General features: G+C 70.1%; 14 protein-coding genes. 4 read left to right on the top strand and 10 right to left on the bottom strand.

All coding sequences use genetic code 11. The annotated features are described in order from the left end of the window. Nucleotides 1-35: 35 nt before the first annotated feature. Nucleotides 36-2174, bottom strand: coding sequence for a thiamine pyrophosphate-dependent enzyme (locus BJ993_RS18480; protein ID WP_179650449.1), 2139 nt, complete (start codon nt 2172-2174; stop codon nt 36-38). A 272-nt stretch (nt 2175-2446) separates the two neighbouring features. Between BJ993_RS18480 and BJ993_RS18475 the strand changes: the two genes are divergently transcribed. Then, complete coding sequence (locus BJ993_RS18475) at nt 2447-5236, top strand: family 43 glycosylhydrolase (RefSeq protein WP_179650448.1); 2790 nt, start codon at nt 2447-2449, stop codon at nt 5234-5236. A gap of 81 nt (nt 5237-5317) precedes the next feature. Here the strand turns inward: BJ993_RS18475 and BJ993_RS18470 are convergent, their stop codons facing one another. Then, entirely contained in the window at nt 5318-6484 is a 1167-nt protein-coding gene (locus BJ993_RS18470; protein ID WP_179650447.1) for a thiolase family protein, read from the bottom strand. A gap of 91 nt (nt 6485-6575) precedes the next feature. Between BJ993_RS18470 and BJ993_RS18465 the strand changes: the two genes are divergently transcribed. After that, nucleotides 6576-7013 (top strand): winged helix-turn-helix transcriptional regulator, encoded by a 438-nt coding sequence (locus BJ993_RS18465; protein WP_179650446.1) that lies wholly within the window; start codon nt 6576-6578, stop codon nt 7011-7013. A 4-nt stretch (nt 7014-7017) separates the two neighbouring features. Here BJ993_RS18465 and BJ993_RS18460 read toward each other — a convergent pair whose 3' ends face one another. The 4 genes from BJ993_RS18460 to BJ993_RS18445 form a co-directional block, all read right to left on the bottom strand. Next, nucleotides 7018-7626, bottom strand: a complete 609-nt coding sequence (locus BJ993_RS18460; RefSeq protein ID WP_179650444.1) for a hypothetical protein — start codon at nt 7624-7626, stop codon at nt 7018-7020. A gap of 315 nt (nt 7627-7941) precedes the next feature. Beyond that, complete coding sequence (locus BJ993_RS18455) at nt 7942-8724, bottom strand: hypothetical protein (RefSeq protein WP_179650442.1); 783 nt, start codon at nt 8722-8724, stop codon at nt 7942-7944. Between the two features lie 5 nt (nt 8725-8729). Continuing rightward, the gene (locus tag BJ993_RS18450; protein WP_179650440.1) at nt 8730-9605 is read right to left on the bottom strand and encodes a DUF2705 family protein; all 876 of its coding nucleotides are present in this window, start codon (nt 9603-9605) and stop codon (nt 8730-8732) included. Continuing rightward, complete coding sequence (locus BJ993_RS18445; protein WP_179650438.1) at nt 9602-10552, bottom strand: ABC transporter ATP-binding protein; 951 nt, start codon at nt 10550-10552, stop codon at nt 9602-9604. Before BJ993_RS18445 ends, BJ993_RS18450 begins: the two co-directional genes overlap by 4 nt. A gap of 91 nt (nt 10553-10643) precedes the next feature. On the opposite strand from BJ993_RS18445, the gene BJ993_RS18440 reads away from it, so the two are divergent. Continuing rightward, entirely contained in the window at nt 10644-11315 is a 672-nt protein-coding gene (locus BJ993_RS18440) for a response regulator transcription factor (RefSeq protein WP_179650436.1), read from the top strand. A gap of 71 nt (nt 11316-11386) precedes the next feature. Continuing rightward, nucleotides 11387-12667 (top strand): sensor histidine kinase, encoded by a 1281-nt coding sequence (locus BJ993_RS18435; protein WP_179650435.1) that lies wholly within the window; start codon nt 11387-11389, stop codon nt 12665-12667. Between the two features lie 306 nt (nt 12668-12973). Here the strand turns inward: BJ993_RS18435 and BJ993_RS18430 are convergent, their stop codons facing one another. The 4 genes from BJ993_RS18430 to BJ993_RS18415 all read right to left on the bottom strand — a co-directional run bounded on the left by BJ993_RS18430 (nt 12974) and on the right by BJ993_RS18415 (nt 16920). Continuing rightward, complete coding sequence (locus BJ993_RS18430) at nt 12974-14227, bottom strand: MFS transporter (protein WP_179650434.1); 1254 nt, start codon at nt 14225-14227, stop codon at nt 12974-12976. A 51-nt stretch (nt 14228-14278) separates the two neighbouring features. Further along, a complete protein-coding gene (locus BJ993_RS18425) occupies nt 14279-15286 on the bottom strand; it encodes a site-specific integrase (RefSeq protein ID WP_308645623.1) in 1008 nt (335 codons plus the stop codon). Nucleotides 15287-15658: 372 nt separating this feature from the next. Further along, nucleotides 15659-16345, bottom strand: a complete 687-nt coding sequence (locus BJ993_RS18420) for a hypothetical protein (RefSeq protein ID WP_179650433.1) — start codon at nt 16343-16345, stop codon at nt 15659-15661. Beyond that, the gene (locus BJ993_RS18415; RefSeq protein ID WP_179650432.1) at nt 16342-16920 is read right to left on the bottom strand and encodes an RNA polymerase sigma factor; all 579 of its coding nucleotides are present in this window, start codon (nt 16918-16920) and stop codon (nt 16342-16344) included. The genes BJ993_RS18420 and BJ993_RS18415 overlap by 4 nt, the downstream gene beginning before the upstream one ends. Nucleotides 16921-16976: the final 56 nt, after the last annotated feature.

The raw sequence follows: 16976 nt of genomic DNA, 5'->3' as shown, positions 1-16976 counted from the left end.
ACGCTAGGGAGTCACGGGTGTGGCGACCATCGGGATCAGCCCTGAGCCGACCCCGAGGTCGCCAGACGCCGTCCCGCCTCGACGACCTCGTCGACCTGGAGCAGCACCGTCGCCGCCGCCGGACCGAGCGGCACGTAGCTGTCGGCGCTCGTCACCCGCGCCAGCGGTACGTCGACGCCGGCATCGACGAGCGCCGTGACGACCCCCTCGCTGACACCGCCGGACGCACGGGTCTCGTCGACGACGAGGACCGCGCCGGCACCGCGCGCGGCAGCGACCAGGGCCTCGACCGGCAGCGGCGCCAGCCAGACCAGGTCGAGCACGGTGGTGGCGATGCCCTCGGCCTCCAGCGCCAGCGCGGCCGTCCGCCCGAGGTGGACGCCGTTGCCGAAGGTGACCAGCAGCAGGTCGGTGCCGCTGCCGTGGACGGCGACGTCGCCCAGCCCGACGGTGCCCGACGGCTCGAAGCCGGCGAGCCACTCCTCGTCGCCGTCCACGAGGTCACGCGTGTGGTAGCGGGCGATCGGCTCGAGGAACACCACGACCCGCCCCTCGCGCGCCAGCTCGAGGCAGCCGCGCAGGAGGGCGGGAGCCAGCGCGGGATGGCTCGGCACCGCGAGCACCAGCCCCGGGATGTCGCGCAGCACCGCCACGGAGTTGTCGTTGTGGAAGTGGCCGCCGAAGCCCTTCTGGTAGGCCAGGCCCGCGATCCGCACCACCATGCCGTTGTCGTGCTGCCCGGCGGAGAAGAAGCGCAGCGACGCGGCCTCGCCGCGCAGCTGGTCCTCGGCGTTGTGCAGGTAGGCGAGGTACTGGATCTCCGGCACGGGCGTGTAGCCGGCGAGCGCCGCGCCGAGGGCGGTGCCGAGCACCGTCTGCTCGTCCAGGAGGGTGTCGAAGACGCGGCCCGCGCCGAAGGTCGCCGCCAGGCCGCGGGTCACCCCGTAGACACCGCCCTTCGCGCCCACGTCCTCCCCGAGGACGAGGACGCCGGGGTCCGCGGCGAGCTCGGCGGCGAGGGTCTGGTTGATCGCCTGCGCGAGGGTGATCCCGCCCGGCGCGGCCGCCGGGCGGTGCACCACCGGGCGCCGCTCGGGGAGCGCCAGCGGCGCGATGACCTGGGACCGGGTCCGGAGCGGCTCCTCGGCCCGCACCTCGACCGTGCGGCTCGCGACATCGGCGCGGAGGGCGTCGTACTCGTCGAGGAGGTGGGACGGCGTGCGGACGCCCCGCTCGACGAGCAACCGGGCGGTCGCGAGCAGCGGGTCGCGCTCCAGGTCCGCGGCGATCGCGCGCGGCGACCGGTAGGCGATCTCGACGTCGGAGCCGGCGTGGCCGAGGAAGCGCACCGTGTGCAGGTGCAGGATCGCGGGGCGACGCGTCTCCCGCACCTGCGCGAGTGCGTGGCGCGCGACACCGAGGAGGGCGATCGGGGCGTCCCCGTCGACCTCGAAGTACGGCACCCCGGGCACCGACTGCAGCGCCGCGCCCACCCAGCCGCGCGGCGACGGGGTGCTGATGCCGAGTCCGTTGTCCTCGCAGACGAGGAGCACCGGGCAGTCCTTGTGCCGGTGCGCGAGATAGGCGGCCGCGTTGAGGGCACCGGCGGCCGTCGAGTGGTTGAGCGAGGCGTCCCCGAAGCTGGCCACGACGACGGCGTCCTCGGCCCAGCCGGTCTCCCGGCCCGAGGCAGCGGCGAGCCCGAGCGCGAAGCCGAGGCCCACGGCACGTGGCAGGTGCGAGGCGATGGTCGAGGTCTGGGGGACGATGCCGAGGTCGGGGTGGCCGATCACCTTGTGCCGACCGCCCGACGCGGGGTCCAGCGCCGAGCAGGTCAGGCCACGAAGGGTCTCCCGCACCGGGTCGACCGTGCCCGACGCGAGCGCACGGGCCGCGTAGAAGGCGCCCGAGCGGTAGTGGAGCAGCGCCGGGTCGCCGGGGCCGGAGAGCATGCCGAGCGCGGCATTCGACTCGTGGCCGGCCGACCCGATCGTGTAGTAGCCGGCTCCCGCGCGCTGCAGCTCGCGCGCCGCGAGGTCGAGGAGGCGGCTGGTCGCCTGCGCGCGGAAGAGCGCCAGCAGGTCCCCGTCGAGGGGCGTCGACGTCGCGCTCGGCTCGGGCGGGACCGGCAGCCGTCGTACGACGTCCAGGAAGTGCTCCTCCACGGGCTCCATGCGCCGACGATGCCAGACCAGCCATGCGCACGCTCACACCGACGCCGCGATCCGTGAGACCCGTCCTTGACCGGCCCGGATGTTAGCGCTAACAATCTGTGGTGACGGGCGTCACACCGCTCCCGGATCCCCATCGGCCCGCCCGTCGCCGACGCGTCCGGGGCGCCGGCACCCCACGAGCTCCGACGCACACGCCCTCGGGCGATGCCGCGCGCCCCCGGAACGGTCCTGCCGTCCCGGCTCGACGCATCCCCGTCCCCAGAAGAGGAACGATGAACCGAACACGAAGCAGGCGGGCGACCGCGTCGCTCGCCGCGCTCGCGGTGGGCTGCTCGCTCGCCATGGCAGTCGCCGCGCCGCAGGGCGCCCGGGCGGACGAGGCCGTCCGCGCGGGCGCCGCCCTCGACACCGCGCCGGCGGAGCTGGTCACCAACGGTGACATCGAGGCAGGCACCGCCGGATGGACGGCCGTCGGGTCCGCGACCCTGAGCCTGGGCTACTCCACCCGGCACGGCGGCGCCATGTCGCTCAAGGTCAACGGCCGCACGGCCCACACCGACGGGGCGTCCCGGGCGATCGAAGGACTCATCGCCGGTACGACGTACGACGTCTCCGCGTGGGTGCACTACCGCGACCTCGGTGACGCCTCCACCGACTTCGCCGTCGTGCTGAGCGACGCGGGCGGCTCCTCCCGGGTCATGGCCCAGTCGGCCGTCGAGAAGGGCTCGTCCACGGCGACGACCACGTTCGGCCACGTCTCCGGCTCCTTCACGGTCCCGACCACCGGCCTCGACCTCTCGACGGCGAAGGTGTCGATCCAGTCGGTCGGCCCCGCCACCGTGCCGGACATCTTCTTCGTCGACGACATCTCCGTGTACGGCGAGCGCGAGGTCCCGCCGCCCCCGCCCGACCCGCTGGAGCGCAACGACAACACCGCGCCGGGCAGCTTCGGCGCCTTCGCGAAGACTCCGGGCACGGATGCGGCGAGCCGGCGCGGGAACCCGCTCGTGACCCAGAACTTCGGGGCCGACCCCTGGGCCATGGAGCACGACGGGCGCGTCTACGTCTACACGACGAACGACACCCAGGAGTGGGTCGACCACGTCGAGAACGGGGAGTCCAACAACTACGGCCGGATCAACGAGATCAACGTGTGGTCCAGCGCCGACCTGGTGAACTGGACGAACCACGGTCCGATCAACGCCGCCGGTGCGGACGGCATCACGCGAGCCGCGGCCAACCGTCCCGGCAACTCGTGGGCACCGGCCGCCGCGGCCAAGGACGTCGACGGCGATGGCGACGACGAGTTCTTCCTCTACTTCGCCAACAGCGCCGGCGGGATCTGGGTCCTCCAGGGCGAGTCGCCGCTGGGCCCCTTCACCTCGCCGTTGAACCGGTCCCTGATCGGCTTCGACACGCCGGGGGTGAACGACAACTCCGACCCGGAGGCGAACGACGTCGTCTGGCTGTTCGACCCCGCCGTGCTCGTCGACGACGACGGTGAGGCCTACATCTACTTCGGCGGCGGCGTCCCGACCGGGGAGGCCAACCACCCGAACACCGCGCGGATGGCCAAGCTGGGCGACGACATGGTCAGCCTCGCCGACGACAACGACGACGGGCAGGTCGACGAGGTCCAGATGATCGACGCGCCGGGGGTCTTCGAGGACTCCGGGATCCACAAGGTGGGCGACACGTACTACTACACGTACTGCACCAACTTCTCCCACACCCTCTCGGGCGTCGACTTCGGCCGTGGCGACATCGTCGTCATGGAATCGGACAGCCCGCTCGGTCCGTGGTCGGAGCCGAAGCTCGCGTTCGCCAACCAGGCGCAGTTCTTCGGCGCCGGGACGGGCGGCAACAACCACCACGCGTTCTTCGACTTCCAGGGCAGCTGGTATCTCACCTACCACGCCCAGACCCTGGACGTGGCGATCGAGGACGGCGCCTCCGCCGGCTACCGCAACGCCCACATCGACAAGGTCGACATGGGCGCGGACGGCACCATCGCGCCGGTGACCGGGACCTACGCCGGGCCGGGCCAGAAGGCCGCCTTCGACCCCTACGAGGGACCGGTGTCGGCAGAGACCATCGCCTGGCAGGCCGGCACGCGGCAGGGGTACGTCGGCACGAGCACCTGGGAAGGCCAGACGCCGACGCCGAAGCTCACCAGCATCGACGACGGCGACTGGACGTCCCTCGCGGGCGTGGACTTCGGCGACGGAGCAGCCGGGCTGACCGCCCGGGTGCTCCCGAAGGCCGGAGGCACGATCACGGTCAGCACGAGTCCCGACCCCGCGCAGGCCGACGCGGTGGTGGGCAGCATCACCGTCCCGGCCGGCGACGGCTCCACCTGGACGGACCTCGACCTCCCGCTGGCCGAGGGCGCACTGACCGGCACGCACGACCTGTTCTTCCGCTACTCCGGCGAGGACGCGGGCCAGCTCTTCGACGTCGAGACCTGGAGCTTCGCACCCGTCGAGGCCCCGCAGCCGGTGGAGACGGCCGTCTCGGTCGCACCGGTGACCATGGTCTACGGCCAGGTCGGCTGGCTGCGGGTCGCCGTGTCGGGGGCCGACGAGGGCACCGTGTCGACCACGGCCGGGGGCCGGAAGGTCACCGCCGGGATCGACGAGGACGGGAAGGCCAAGCTGCCGATCGCGCGGCGCTCGCTCCCGCCCGGGACGCACGACCTGACCGTCAGCTACGCCGGGACGCCGGAGTTCGCGCCGTCCTCGACCAGCGTGCGGGTGAGCGTGGTCAAGGCGCGCGGCCATCTCACGGTGTCCGCGCCGACGAAGGTCCGCACAGGCAGCTACCTGACGGTCCGGGCGCGGGTCTCCGCGTCCGGCCTCTCCCCCACCGGCAAGGTCACGGTGGCCCTGGCCGGCGTACGGGTGCGGCCCGTGACCGCGGTCGTGAGGGACGGCGTGGCCACCGTCCGGCTCCGCGTGCCCCGGTCGACGCGGGTCGGCACGAAGCAGCTCCGCGTGACCTACGCCGGCAGCCCCTTCGTGACCGCCACCCAGGCCGTCCGCAGCGTGCGCGTCACGCGCTGAGGCGGACCCGGCACGGGGCGGCCGCACCCTTCAGCGCGAAGGGTGCGGCCGCCCTGCTGTCCGGCTCGAGCGCCGGCCTGCTCAGATCCTCTCGATGATGGTGGCGTTGGCGAGGCCCCCGGCCTCGCACATGACCTGCAGCCCGAACCGGCCGTCCTGCTGCTCCAGCACGTTGAGCAGGCTGGTGGCGAGCCGGGCACCGGAGGCGCCGAGCGGGTGGCCGATCGCGATCGCGCCGCCGTTGACGTTGACCTTGGCGAGATCGGCGCCGGTCTCGGCCTGCCAGGCGAGGACGACGGAGGCGAACGCCTCGTTGACCTCGAACGCGTCGATGTCGCCGAGCGAGAGGCCCGCCCGGTCGAGCACCTTCTTCGTCGCCGGGATGATGCCGGTCAGCATCAGGATCGGGTCGTCGCCGACCACGGCGAAGGAGTGCACCCGGGCCCGCGGCTTCAGCCCCAGCCGGGCCGCCGCCTCCTCGCTCGTCACGAGCACCGCGGCCGAGCCGTCGTTGACCGGCGAGCTGTTGCCGGCGGTCACCCGCCAGTCGATGGTCGGGTACGCCGCCGCCCAGTCGTCGTTGCGGAAGGCAGGCCGCAGACCGGCGAGGGTCTCGACCGACGTGCCCGGGCGGATGGTCTCGTCGGTGCGCAGGTCGTTGACGAACGTGACCTGGCTGTCGAGGAGGCCGTCCTTCCACGCCCGGGCGGCACGCTCGTGGGACATCGCGGAGTACTCGTCGAGCTGGGCACGGGACAGGTCCCACTTCTGCGCGATCAGCTCGGCGCTGATGCCCTGCGGCACCAGTCCCCCGCCGTAGCGGGCGCCGACCTGCGGGCCGAAGAAGTCCTTGCCCTGGAACTGCGAGCCGATCGGGATCCGGCTCATCGACTCGACACCGGAGGCGACCGCGACGTCGTACGCACCGGCGATGACGCCCTGCGCCGCGAAGTGCAGCGCCTGCTGGCTGCTGCCGCACTGGCGGTCCACGGTCACGCCCGGGACGCTCTCCGGGTAGCCCGCTGCGAGGAGCGCCCAGCGCGCGGTGTTGCCGGCCTGCTCCCCGACCTGACCGACGGCACCGCTGATCACGTCGTCGATGACCGCGGGGTCGAAGCCGGTGCGGTCGACGAGCGCCCGCAGCGCGGCCGCGTGGAGGTCGACGGGGTGGATGTCGGCGTACGCACCGCCGGGCTTGCCCTTGGCGAGCGGCGTGCGGACGGCGTCGACGATGACGGCTGCGGACATGGCGTGCTCCTCGGTCAGTTGGTTTTCCGAACTGACCCCATGGTGGCGCGGTAAGTTTGAAAACACAACCGTCTTCGCCGAGGATGTGACCATGCCGACAGCACCCGCCGCCCGGACCCCGCGGGACTGCACGATCGCCGATGCGCTCGAGGTCGTCGGCGACCGGTGGAGCCTGCTCGTCGTCCGCGAGCTCTTCTACGCCCAGCGCCGCTTCACCGAGATCGCGCGCAACACCGGCGCCCCGCGCGACATCCTCACCACCCGGCTGCGCAAGCTGGTCGAGCACGGCGTGATCGCGCGCGAGCAGTACAGCGAGCGCCCGCCGCGCTACGAGTACCGGCTGACGGAGATGGGCCGCGCCCTGTCCCCCGTGCTGCTGACCCTCAAGCAGTGGGGCCACGAGCACGTGCGCCAGGGCGCGGACCCGGTGCGGTTCGACCACGTCTGCGGCCACGAGTTCGTCGCCGAGCTGCACTGCGCGGCGTGCGGCGACCCGCTCGAGGCGGGCCAGCTGACGCTGGAGGGCTGAGGCCTCAGCCGGACGGGAATCGCGTGGACCCGGCCACGATCATCACCACCACGAGTGCCCCGATCCCGGCCGCGAGCAGTGCCTCGCGGCCAGTACGACGCTGCGACGGGACCGCCAGGAGCAGGAGACCGCACACCCCCACCGCGAGTGGGGGCACGAACAGCGGCAGCAGGCCGTCCAGGACCGCCGAGAGCGCGCCCAGGACGCCGCCCAGCAGCGCGACCCGGAGCGGCGAGACCGGCGGATCCGCGCGTGGCAGCGCCACGACGGAGACGGCACCTCCACTCGCGAGCTGGCCCGGTGCGAGCGCCCGCAGGAGCAGCGTGACCGTCGCCGGGTCGGCGACGACGACCACGTCGCGGAAGCGGTCGCGCAGTGCGTGCTCCCGCACCAGCGCATCGAGCCGGTGGCCGCGGTCGGCATCCGGGAATCGCACCGGGGCCAGCAGGATCTCGGGCCGCACGTCCCCGGAGACCGCTTGGGCGACCGCCTTGGCCTCGCCCGTCGGCGCGGTCAGCACCAATGCACCCCGGGCCACCTCGCGCCCGAGCGCACGCAGGTCAGGAGACCCGGACGCCGTGCTGACGACGGCGATGCGCTGGTAGCCGGACACGCGGCGACGATAGCGCCGCGGGGCGACGCCGCGTCAGGCGGGAGAACGGGAGAAGAACGCCTGAGGGCGGCCACCGGATCCGGTGACCGCCCTCAGGACTTTGGTAGCGGGGGCAGGATTTGAACCTGCGACCTCTGGACGCCATCAGGGGCATCGCGACTACTACGGTCTCGGGCCGGAAACAACCGATTCGCTCGGTGTGGTGAGGGATTCGCCCTCGCTTCCAGTCTCAGGATACCCGTCTGGTGCGGTGTGGGACGGATCCAATGTGGACACTAAATGGACCGTGCTCGAATCCGTCGTCATGGCGCATCGTCACCTGGCCAGTACCGGGATCGTCACCGAGTCGGAGCCTGCGACTCCAGCTGATGTCGTGAAGTCCACGGTGATCTCCTTGGTGCCGGGCGGCAACGCGCCGGGGAACGAAATGGTCGCGGTGGCTTCTTCTTTGACGTTGAACGGCACGGTTCCAAGGTTGACGTCCCCAGCGGTGGCGACCGCTGTCCCTGCACAGCCCTGGCTACCGGTCCCACAGGTGGCCTTCATGCTGACGTGTCCTTCGCTGTTGGGGACAACGCTGGGGCTGGCTGAGTTGAGCACTGAGGGGAACTGGACGCCGGTGGCTGTGTCGTCGCTGTTGGGGTCGAAGCATCCGTCGAACTCGAAGGCGGGGTTGGTGACTTCCTTGCCGTGTGCGTCGGTGATGGTCAGGAATCCGGTGAGTTTGGTCGGTCCGGCCGCGGTGTAGCAGTCGTTGCTGTGCACGTTGAGCTCGAACTTGCCGTAGCCCTCGGTGGGCATCGGGACCTGGGGGTCGTTCCAGCTCATCAGGCAGACCCAGTCACCGCCGGGGCCGACGTCGGCAACATCAGGCCCGTGCTTGTCGCACATCGCCTTGGCCTGGAGGGAGGATGCCGTGATGTCGTGTCTGCCGAGGATCTGGGCTTGTTGGATGTAGATGTTGGCGAATGTCGCGGGAAGTGACTTCTCCAGGCGGGCGCGTGTGACGGTGCTGCCGCCGTTGTTGGCAGCGACCGCGGCTCCGAGTCCACCGAGCAGGGCGAGTGCGGTCACGATGACGATGATGGTTCGACGCATGGGGTTCAGCCTCCAGTGATGTCGCGGCGGCGAAGCAGGACGAACGCGCCAGCCAGGGAAGCGAGGCTCCATGCCCCGCTGACGAGCAAACCTTCTCGGAGTGGCCCCGTGAATCGGGGGGCCGCGAGGAGTCCGTGCCAGGCCTCGAAGGGTGTGCTCAGCAAGAACGGGCGGACAGACTCGATGCCGCCTAGAGAGCCGACCAGTCCCATCACCATTCCGAGGACGACGGGCGCGGCAATGCCCACAGCTGGGTTCCTGGACCAGACCGAGAGCAGGATGGCCAGGCAGGTGAAGCCGATGACGGGCCCGAGCATGCTGGCCCAGCTCGCCGTGACTAGTTGCACGGCGGTGTGCGCCGAGATGGTTTGCCCGGTGAGGCCGACCAGTGGCTGATGCCCAACGATGAGCAGGCTCGACGCGATGGTGGAGGTCGCGAGCAGGACCAGCATCAGTATGGCGAAGCCGCCGGCGGTCAGGGTCTTGGCCCAGAACACTTTGGAGCGGCTGGCGGAGCGTGTGAGGACCGTTTTCCAGGTGCCGTGCTGGTCTTCGCTGGCGAAGATGTCGCCGGCGACGATCGCCGTCAGCAGTGGGAGCACCCACTGCGACGCGAACCCGAGGATAAGCAATGCCAGTGCGAACCCGTTCTCGGTGGCGAATCGGCCGAACAGGGTGTCCTTCGGAGGCCGTGACTGTCCGTGGAGGATCACCACGATGGGGATGGGCGCGATCAAGGCACCCACGAGCACGGCGCGGGCACGGTACTGGGCGCTGAGCTTTCGGATCTCCCAGCGCAGGGCGGCGAGCAAGCCGGGACGGCCCGGGCGCGGCGGTGCTGTGGGCTCAGTTGCAACGGCCTCGGACTCAAGGGTGCTCATCGCACGGGCTCCGGTTCGGTGGTGCGGTCGTCGAACTGATCGTCGGTGAGCATGAAGAAGAGTTCCTCCAGAGGAGTCCTGGTCTGGGTGAAGCCGAGCAGTGCGATGTCGTCACGTACTAGGGCAGCGACGTACGCGGAGACGGCCGGCGGAGGGCCCGAGACGACAAGGGCCGCCTCCGGCTGGCGGGTTACCGAGATGTCCGGGTGCTGGTGGGCGAGATCGAGTGCGCGGGCATCGTCACTGGTGCTCAGCACGTGCCCGGGATCCGGAGCCATCGCGCGGAGGTCGTTGATGGTGCCGTGGAACGCGACCGCGCCGCGGCGCATGATGGTGACGTTGTCACAAATCTCTTCGACCTCATCCATGTGGTGCGAGCTGAGCAACACCGTCAGCCCGCTGGCGGCCAACCGCTTGACCAACGCGCGCATGTCACGGATACCTGCCGGGTCGAGGCCGTTCGCGGGCTCGTCGAGAACAAGGAGCTTCGGCTCGCGCAGCAGGCTGGCGGCGACCCCAAGGCGCTGGCGCATGCCGTAGGAGTAGCCCCCGACCTTGTCGTCGGCTCGGCTTACCAGGTCGACGATCTGAAGGGTCTCCTCCAGCAGGCCAGGTCGGATGCCCCCGTCGAGGAGGGCAAGGCCCCTGAGGTTCTGGCGGCCGGTCAGGTAGGGGTAGAACTTCGGGCTTTCGATGAAGCCTGCTACTCCGTCCAGGGTCTTGACGCCGTCTTCGGCCCAGGTGCGCCCGAAGATCTCGATGGTGCCGGCGTCGGGGCGGATCAGACCGAACAGCATCCGCAGGAAAGTGGTCTTGCCGGCGCCGTTGGGTCCCAGGACGCCGTACACCTCGCCCGCCGCGACCTGGATCGAGATGTTGTCGACGGCGCGCACCGACCCGAACGTCTTGATCAGCCCGGTCGCATCGACCGCAAGGGTTTCGTTCATGTGCACGACGCTAGAGACGGGACCTGAAAGCAACGTGAACCCGACGTTTGGACGCGCAGCCGTCGTAGCGACAGCCTCCTAGACTCTGGTCGTGCATGTTGTGGTCATCGACGACCAGCCCAGGATGGTCGAGCTCGTCACGAGCTACCTGGAGGAGAGCGGCGTGCGCACCACGGGGTGCTACGACGGCGAGTCAGGGCTCGCCGCTATCGCCGAGCACGACCCCGACGCTGTGGTTTTGGATCTGATGCTTCCTGGGTTGAGCGGAACCGGCGTTTGCAGGGCATTGCGCGCTGCTGGCAACCAGGTTCCGATCCTCATGCTCACCGCGCGGGGTGAGGTCAGCGAACGTGTCGCTGGCTTGGAGGCCGGCGCCGACGACTACTTGGTCAAACCGTTCGCGCTCGAAGAGCTCCACGCCCGCATTCGGGCGATTGCACGTCGCCGCGACGAACGTCCGTCCTCTGTCCTGGTTGCCGGTGACGTCTCGATCGACCTCGGGACTCGTCGGGTTCGGGTCGGGGACGCCGAGCTGTCGTTGGCGCGCCGGGAGTTCGACATGCTCACCACCCTGATGGACCCACCCGGGAGGGTGGTCTCCAAACAGCGGTTGTTCGAGGAGGTGTGGGGAGACGAGGCGGACCTGCGCAGCAACTCCCTGGAGGTCTACGTCTCCCGGCTGCGCCACCATCTGCGCGCCTCGTCGATCGTGTCCATCACGACCTTGCGGTCGGTCGGCTACCGACTCGACACCCGCACATGAGGGGCCTGTGGGTCCGATTCCTTCCGCGGGCACGCATCCGGGTCCGTATCGTCGCAGCGGTCGTCCTGGCCATGTCCGTGGTCCTGCTGGCCGCGGGCGGGTTCGTCTACTGGCGCGTCAGCTTTGCACTCGACCGGCAGCTCAACCAGGACCTGCTCGCCTATTCCGACCTCATCACGAAGGTCGTCCGCGCCGGGGAACCCCTCCCGGCCGACAACCCGGGCGAGGTTTCCCAGACCTACTCCATCAACGGCGACGTGACCGCGAAGAGCGACCAAGGAGTCATACGGCTCCTCACCCCAAGCCAGGTCACGACCGCAACCGCGACACCGAAACAGCTCGACCTGGGACGCGTGATCGTTCCCGGGGCGCACCCCTACCGAGTGCGCTATTTCACCGTCGAAACCGCCCGAGGGACAGTCGTGGTCGCCACCGCCATCAGCCGTCACAAGCATGACGAGGCCCTTCGTGAGCTCCTGGGTCAACTCGCCCTGGCAGACCTGGCCACGATGATCGCGGCCGGTCTCGTGGGATGGGGCGCGGTGCGAGCGGCGTTCGGTCCGGTCGAGCGATACCGCCGCGCCGCTGCCGCCGCCGGCGGAGACCCCAGTCGACGCCTCCCGGTGGACACCGACCGCGACGACGAGCTCACCCGCCTCGGAACGACGTTCAACACCCTGCTCGCAGAGATCGAAGAAGGCCAGGTTCGAGAGCGCCAGTTCCTCGCAGACGCCTCCCACGAACTGCGGTCACCGCTGGCCCTGATGGCCGCCGAGGTCGAATGGGCCCGGCACCGGCCACGCAGCGAGGAGGAGATAGCGACCGTGTTGACCTCGCTCGGCGTACAGACTCAACGCCTTGTGGACCTCTCGAACGCGCTGCTGGACCTCGAGGAAGCTACCTCGACGGGGTTCGACCGATCCATCGTTGCCGCGGATGTGCTCATCGAATCAGCCATTGCCGACCTGCGTGAACTCGCGATCGCAGCTGGGCGATCGATCGAGGTCCTAGCCTCATCCGCCGAAGTACGAATCGATCAGCGGTGGGTCGGGCTCGCGGTAGGCAACCTGGTGGCCAACGCCATCAAGCACGGCAGCGGGACCATCAAGGTCGCCGTCGAAGTCGGCCAAGGCGATTCCCCCATGCTGCGCATAGATGTCACCGACGAGGGCGGAGGGATACCGACCGACCTGGGCGTCAAGGCGTTCGACCGGTTCGCCCGGGCTGACACGAGCAGGTCCACCCCCGGCAACGGACTCGGCCTAGCTTTGGTCGCTGCCATCGCACGACGGAACGGCGGCACGGCGGCATTGGTCCCGGGCGGAATCGAGATCGAGATTCCCTGCGATTGATGTGGCAGCGGCCGGGTCCTGGCACAGTCGTGAGCAAGCCGCCGCTGCCCTGCGGGTGGCGACCTAGACTCGACATTGTGAGCCGGAGTCTGGTCCAGCGAGTCCACAATCCGAGGAACCGCGAGTGCGGTTGCGATGCCGACTGCTGGTGCCGTCGTACGGCGGTTGGCCGGGCGGTCAAATGGTGGTTCCCTGCCAGGCTTTTCGGGGTGCAGCACAAGAGTTCGGCCACCGCGCAGTGGACGCGGGACCAGGACCCGTCCGCATAGTCGGCTAAACACCAGCCTCGTGCCGCTGCGATGCTCTTCAGTGCTTGAGCTCTGCCGAGCTTCGCGTCAGCTTGAGCAGCAGAACGAACGACGCGAGCTGGAGCACGGACACACATGCGGCGAGTAGGCCGGGGCGTTGGACGGCGAGGGCGCCGGCGAGCACCCCGCCAGCGATCGCACCGAGTCCCTGGACCGCGGCGAAGATCCCATAGGCCGTGGCTCGACGGCGAGATGGGACCAGGTCGGCGACGAAGGCCTTGACGGTCGAGTCCTGGATCCCGGTGGCCAGGCCCCAGAGGACGACACCGCCGAGGACCGGGGTCAGGCTCGGTGCGAAGACCAGCACCGGGACCGCGGCAACGATCACCGGGACCGCGAGCAACACCTTGCCGCCGTACCGGTCGAAGAGGTCGCCGGTAAGCAGCGCCGCGATCGCCTCGACGCCCATCGCCATCGCATAGACCAACGGCGCCGCGGCCAGTGAGATCAGGCCGGCCTCGACGAACCGGAACGAGATCACTCCGAACGTCATTAGTCCGGCGGTGGTCAGGGCAACCGCGAGCGAGAAGAGGTGGAAGTCGCGCGGCAGGTCGGCGCCGAGTATCGCCGACCAGAGCCCGCCCGCAGTCTGGTCGCCGGCCGCCGGTTCCTCGTCGTCGGGGTCGGGCTGGGCGATCGTCGGGACCCGTCGGCGCAGCTGGGCCAGGAGCAGCAGCGAGGCCAGCCCGGGGATCGCGAGCAGGGCGAGCCCGGACCAGAGCACCCCGGTCACCGCTGCCACGCCGGCGACCAGGAGAGGACCGGCGAAAGCTCCGACCTGGTCCAGCGCCTTGTGCACGGCGAAGCCGCGCCCACGGCCAGTACCGGTCGCCATCCGGGCGAGCAGTGCGGACTTGGATGGGCTCCGCACGGCCTTGCCGGCTCTTTCGAGCAGAATCAGGGTCGCTGCCACCGCAACGCCTGCCGCTCCAAGCGCGGGAGCGACCGCCAGCAAGGGCACGCAGACTGCGGTCATGCCGTACCCGACAACGGTCAGCCGCCAATGCCGCTGACTCTTGTCGGCCCATGGCCCGGTGATCAGGCGCAGGATGAGCGCCATCGCCTCACCGGCGCCCGTGACGATGCCGACGGTCAGTGCCGATGCCCCCAGGGTGCCGAGGAACGGACCGGCCACCGACCGCATGCCCTCGTAGACCATGTCGGCCGACAGGCTGACCAGGCCGAACGCGACCACGGTCCGCCACGGGCTCCATGCCTGCCCGCCTTCCCGCGTCGCGGGCGGATCCGTCATTTCTGGCACGTGCCTCATCCTCTCAGCCTGCCCAGGGGGACTTGAAACCCACTACTCCGCCGGACCTGGCTGGGCCCATAGCCCGAGGTCGCGGCTGGAGGTGTACTCCAGGGCTTGGGCCGGTCTGATGTAGCGCTCCATGAGTGTGGAGAGCCGCTTGTGTCGGGTCTGGGCGGCGATCCGGTCCAGGGCGACGCCGGCGACCGCGGCGCTGGTGGCGTGTCCGGCGCGCAGTGAGTGGGCGGTGATGCGTTCGGCGGCCAGGCCGGCGGCTCGGGCGCGTTTGCGGAGCACGATCGAGACGGCTTCGCCCGAGATCGGCTCGAGGGTCACCGCCTTGTTTCGAAGGCTGCTGAACAGCGGTCCTGCCTGGGATCCGCGAAACGTCAGCCAGTCGTCCAGTGCGGCGATCGGGTCGGTGGCGGCGTATTGGCCGTGGACCACGGCGACGACCTGACCGTCGGCGTACTGGTCGGTCTTGGACCGGCGGATGGTGAGCAGGATGCCGCCGGGTTGGAACTCGACGTCGGCGAGGGTGAGCGCGGCGAGCTCGGAGCGTCGCATGGCCGAGGCGAAGCCGAGCAGGATGATGGCGGCGTCGCGGGCGCCGAGGGCGGTGGAACGGTCGATGTGCTGGACGATCTGGCGGATCTCCGTGGTGGCCAGTGGGCGTGCCTGGCGGCGTGGAGCGGGGCCGATGATCCGGCGCAGTCCTCGGCGGACCTGCCGAACCCCTTCGGTAAGGACCGGGTCCCTCAGGCCGTGCATCCGGTGGCGGTAGGAGATGGCGCCGCAGGCCAGGTCGATGGTGCCGACCGAGAGTCCGTCGGCCGCCCGTTCGGTGAGGTACGCGCAGATCAGCGCCGGCTCCGCGGGCAGCGGCGTGGCGCCGCGAGTAGAGCACCAGCGTTCCCACTGGCTCCATGCGAAGTCGTACACGGTGCGGGTGGACTCGGCGTGCGCGGCGGTGATCGCATCGCTGATCCGGACGGCCTCCTCGACGGTGAGGCCGGCGGGCAGATCGGGCGGTCGGGTGGCTGATGTCAGGGCTGGGTTCACCCAGAACTTGTCCGGAGCCAGAACAGCACCGTCGTCACCGGGCTCACCGCGGCGGTGGCGTAGCCGCCAGCGTCCCGGCCACTCCGCTGGCCGGCTCTCACGCGAGCCGCTGAGAAGGGTGCCGCTCACGTCCGCGCCGCATTGGCGCTACCGGTCGTGTCGATGAAAGGAGCAGTAAGTGGACCCGGATCGATTCCCGTGGCCCACGGTCGGCGTCCTCCCCGAGATCCTTGACATCAGCTGGCAGCGGCAAACCCCGGGGCGCTTCTTAGTGATTGCCGAACTCGTAGCTGCCATCGACAACGCCGAGCAACAGCCCGAACCGGCGATGGCGAGGAAGATGCCAGGGCCGAGGCGTCCCATGGTGTCCCGTCAGTTCTGGCCGGAGCCGTTGGTGCCTTGCTGACCACCGGTTGTTCCGGCGCCGCCGGAGTCGTTGCCCGATGTGCCAGTGTCTCCGGACTCACCCGCTGTGCCGCCCGTGGTTCCCTGACCACTGCCTTGCTGGTCCGCGCCACCGTCTGACACGCCCTGGTCGCCGGCGCCGCCGGCCGGCTCGCCCGACTGGTCTCCGCCCGACTGGCCGCCCTGGCCGTCGCTCTGGTCACCCTGTTCGGTTCCGTCCTGACCGGGCTGGTCAACGTCCTGGCCCGGCTGGTCACCGTTGTCGTCGATGTTGGTGTCGGTCTGGTGCTCGACCGGCCCCTGCTCGTCGGGGTTCGGGATTTCCAATGGGGTGAGGGTGTTGATAACCCGGGAGACGATGCGCTGTGCCGGGGTCGGCAGCTCGTTGGCTGCGGCGGCAGCGGTGACGCCGCCGGCCAGGATTCCTGCCGTGACCAGGCCGATGAGGCCGGTCTTGGCTGCCTTGTTCCGGCGACTGCGCGCAGCGGCCAGCGGGGTTGCTCCAGCGAAGAGGGCGGCGAGTTCATCGCCGACCGCCGGCGTGGGCCGGTCAGCGAGGGCGCTCAGCTCGGCGAAGAGATCGCGCATTGCCGGGTCGTCGACTGCGGTTTCGCTGATCATGGGTTCGTCCTCGTGATGGTTGTGCTTGGTCATCGGAATCCCTCCGACGTGGTCGCGCTCCCGGGGTCCGATTGCCCGGTGCTCAGCAGCCTGCGGAGACTGCCCAGTGCCTTGCTCTGGAGCTTCTTGACGGCCACCTCGCTGCGTCCGATCGCCGCAGCTGTCTCCTTAAGAGTCAGCTCGCCCAGCACGCGCAGTGTGATCACAGCGCGTTGGTCCTCGGGGAGCAGATCGAGCACCGCCAGGACGTCGCTGGAACCGGCACGTTCAAGGGCCTGGTCCTCGGCGGAGGCATGCGTGCGTGGGTCCGAATCCGCGTCGTACTCGGTGTGAGCCGGTCTGCGGTCCCGACTCCGCAACTCGTCCACGAGCTTTCCGTGAGCGACGGTGAACACGTAAGCCCGGAACCCGGGCCAGCCTCCGGTGATCTCGGCCATCCGGGTCAGGACCCGGACGAACACGTCGTTCGTCATGCCGTCGGGGTCTGCTGCACCCCGGAACTCCAGGTAACCCGCGACGCGGGATGCGAGCGCCTCGTAGAGGGTGCGCATCGCTTCGCCGTCACCGGCCGCGGCACCGGCCACGGCCAACTCGAGCTCTTCGGTCACCGACTGACTCCTCCAGGACACGATGGTAGGACGGGCAGGAAGACTGCCCGTCCTAC

The organism is Nocardioides aromaticivorans (assembly GCF_013408525.1).
GTDB lineage: Bacteria > Actinomycetota > Actinomycetes > Propionibacteriales > Nocardioidaceae > Nocardioides > Nocardioides aromaticivorans.
Note: the sequence above shows the minus strand (reverse complement) of the source record. Positions and strands in the feature narration are given on the sequence as shown.